Source organism: Phytoactinopolyspora endophytica, assembly GCF_004138495.1.
Lineage (GTDB): Bacteria > Actinomycetota > Actinomycetes > Jiangellales > Jiangellaceae > Phytoactinopolyspora > Phytoactinopolyspora endophytica.
In genome coordinates, this window is the sequence record NZ_ML142858.1 from 227,631 (window position 1) to 230,797 (window position 3,167).

A 3,167-nucleotide genomic window follows, 5' to 3' on the forward strand; every position below is an offset into this window, starting at 1 on the left:
GCTGGTAAATGATCACGTCGGGTTCGAACGAGGCGACGGTGTCGGGCAGGTCGGCCCACGTCGACTCCGCCAGTGGCCCCACCACACCGCCGCCACCCTCGGCGGCGACGGATTCCAAGGTCACGCCGCTGGCCTCCATCGCCGCTTCCAGTGGTAGCGCCTGTCCCACCGCGATGGAGTCGCCCATGAACAGCACTCTGGACACACGTGGTCCGGTGCCCGATTGCGTGTGGCCGGACTCCACGGCTCCGGCGTCGATCTCGGCCACGGCCGGTCTGGGTGCCGCGACCCAGAACAGCGCCAAAGCGACCATGGCCGCCACGAAAGCCGTCAGGCCGGAACGTCCCCGTGCCCATCCGGCACGGAACCTGATCGGATCCTCGACGAAGATTTTCGACAGCGTCGCCAGCCCGATCGACACCGCGCAGACGACTCCCGTGCGGGTCCACCCCGTGAGGTCCAGCCGCTGCTCGGACAGGTACAGGAAGACCGGCCAGTGCCACAGGTACAGGCTGTAGGAGATGAGGCCCAGCCATCTCAGCGGCCGCCAGCCGAACGCGCGGGCGAGCAGACTGCTCGGCGCGTGGGCGCACAGCATGACCACGAGTGCCGCCGCCAGCGAGTGCGCGAACAGTCCACCCTGGAACAGCCACAGTGAGTGCTCCCCGTCGGCCACCCACCAGAGGGTCACCAAGGCGGCCACGAGCAGCGCGAGCACCGTATCGATCCGCCTGCCGATGAACCGCACAAGCGCTCGCCGCACCATACCGGTGGCCATGAGCGCCCCCAGTATCAATGAGAATGCACGAGTGTCGGTACCGGTATAGACGCGGGTCGTGTCGCCCGCCTCGACCAACAGAATCATCAGTGCGAGCGACACTGCCGATGCGAGGACCGCGATCACGGCCACCCGGGTCTCGACCCGCTGCGCCCAGCGCGCGATGAGCAGCAGCACGACCGGCCAGACCAGGTAGAACTGTTCCTCGACCGCGATGCTCCACAGGTGTCCGAAGGCCTGGCCCGAACCGAACCCTTCCCAATAGCCCCCTGAGTCGCCGATCAGGTGCCAGTTCACCAGGTTTGCCTGCACCCACGGACCGTCCGAACGAGCCGATTGCCACAGGTCGGCGTCGCCCAGCACCCAGGCGAGCAGCGTGACGCCTACCAGCAGCACGGCCAGCGCGGGCAGAAGGCGGCGAATGCGCCGCCCCCAGAACGCGGTCAACGACACCGTGCCGTGGACCTGGATCTCGCGCAACATGAGGTCCGTGATCAGGTAACCCGATAGGGCGAAGAACAGATCGACTCCGAGGAAGCCGCCGCCGAGGTGGCCTGCGTGGAACAACAGGACCCCGAGGATCGCCACCCCGCGAAGCCCGTCCAGCGCGGGCACATACCGCTTGCGTTCAGTCTCGAGCGGCGCAGCCTGCTGCGCCGGCTGTACGTTATTCATGACCACGACCATGGGCGGCCCATGCATCCGTATCGTCGCCGCTGTGTCGCGGTTTCGTCGCAGCGGCCGTCCGCATTCAGCAGCCTGGGACGGTGTCGAAGGTGTAACCCTGATCGGCAAGCTTCGGCAGAGCCTCCCGCAACGCCTCGACGGTCTGCGTCCGGTCGCCGCCTCCGTCGTGCATCAGCACGACGTCTCCACTTTCCGCCCGCAGCAGCTCGCTGACGATGGTGTCTACGCCGGGGGCGGTCCAGTCCTTGCTGTCGACGGTCCACAGCGCCTCCTGCATCCCGTCCGCGGACAGGTAGTCCTTCACCTCGTCGTTGGTCGCACCGTACGGAGGCCGTATGCATGTGCTGTCGGATCCCAGCTGGTCGAGCAGCTCGGCGGCCTGTTCGAGCTCCTGCTTCCGGCCGGCGGTGTCGAGACCGGTCAGGTCCTTGTGGTTCCACGTGTGGTTCGCGAGCACGTGGCCCTCTGCCACGATCCGGCGTCCGAGGTCGGTCTGTTGTGCCAGTTCCTGGCCCAGAGCGAAGAAGACGGCTTTAGCGTCGTACTCGCGCAGCAGATCCAGGATCTCGATGGTCTCGTCTCCGGGACCGTCGTCGAACGTCAGATAGAGAACCTTCTCGCCGTCACCGGTACTGGGGAGAACGTCGGGGACGTTGTGCCCGGAGCAGCCTGCTGTGGCCAGTACCAGGCCCGCGACGGCTGCCGCGAGAAATCGTCGATTTCGCTTCATGCCTTCGACGCTGCCGTCGCGGCGTCCCGGCCCAGTCCTCGGAATGTCGCAACCGTGTCGCAGACACCCCCGAACGCGTGGCTCGACCCCGCAACGTGCTCAATACTCGAGCCATGTCTCGCATCCTGTTGATCGAGGACGACGACTCGGTCCGGATCAGCCTCTCCAAGGCGCTCGGCAGATACGGGCACGACGTCGTGTCCGCGTCGACCGGCGAGGAGGGTCTCCAGTTGTGCCGGGATCGTTCTCCCGAGCTCGTCGTACTCGACCTGATGCTGCCGGGGATGGACGGCTTCGAGGTATGTCGCCGGATCCGTGTCACCGGAACCGTGCCGATCGTCATGCTCACCGCCCGTGGCGATGACATCGATGTCGTGGGCGGCTTGGAAGCGGGCGCCGACGACTATGTCGTCAAGCCCGTCGAACCGCGTGTCATCGACGCCCGCATCAGGGCGGTGCTCCGTCGTGGCACGCCGGACCAGTCCGGGCAGGCCTCGGCGACCTTCGGCGATCTGGTCATCGACCGTGCCGCGATGACCGTGACTCAGGCCGGGAGCGAGGTGGCGCTGACCCCCACCGAATTGCGGCTGCTGCTGGAGCTGTCGCGCTCACCGGGCCAGGTGTTGAGCCGGCAACAGCTTCTGGAGTCCGTGTGGGAGCACAGCTACCTCGGTGACTCGCGCCTGGTGGACAACGGGGTGCAACGCCTGCGCTCCAAGATCGAGGCCGACTCCGCCGCCCCCGTGTTCATCCAGACGGTGCGCGGCTTCGGTTACCGGTTCGGCCCGGTGTAGAGCCTCGAGCCGTATGAGAATCAGAGAGATCAGGTGGTGGCCAGGCGGCCTGCGCGCACGAGTGACCGTCGCGTTCGTGCTGGTGGCGATGGTCGCGGCCACGGCAGCATCCGGTGCCGGGTACATCGCCGCTCGCGGATCGCTGATCGACGAGACACAGCGGCGCGCCGTCGACGAC

Annotated in this window: 3 protein-coding genes; 1 reads left to right on the forward strand and 2 read right to left on the reverse strand. The window is 67.0% G+C overall.

Annotation, left to right across the window (positions count from 1 at the left end; translation table 11 throughout):
- On the reverse strand, nt 1-1,453 hold a 1,453-nt coding region (locus tag ELR45_RS20070), incomplete at its 3' end, for an acyltransferase family protein (protein ID WP_205856925.1).
- 76 nt (nt 1,454-1,529) lie between these two features.
- Nucleotides 1,530-2,195, reverse strand: a complete 666-nt coding sequence (locus ELR45_RS20075; RefSeq protein ID WP_129667939.1) for a polysaccharide deacetylase family protein — start codon at nt 2,193-2,195, stop codon at nt 1,530-1,532.
- Nucleotides 2,196-2,308: 113 nt separating this feature from the next.
- Between ELR45_RS20075 and ELR45_RS20080 the strand changes: the two genes are divergently transcribed.
- Complete coding sequence (locus tag ELR45_RS20080; RefSeq protein ID WP_129667940.1) at nt 2,309-2,989, forward strand: response regulator transcription factor; 681 nt, start codon at nt 2,309-2,311, stop codon at nt 2,987-2,989.
- Nucleotides 2,990-3,167: the final 178 nt, after the last annotated feature.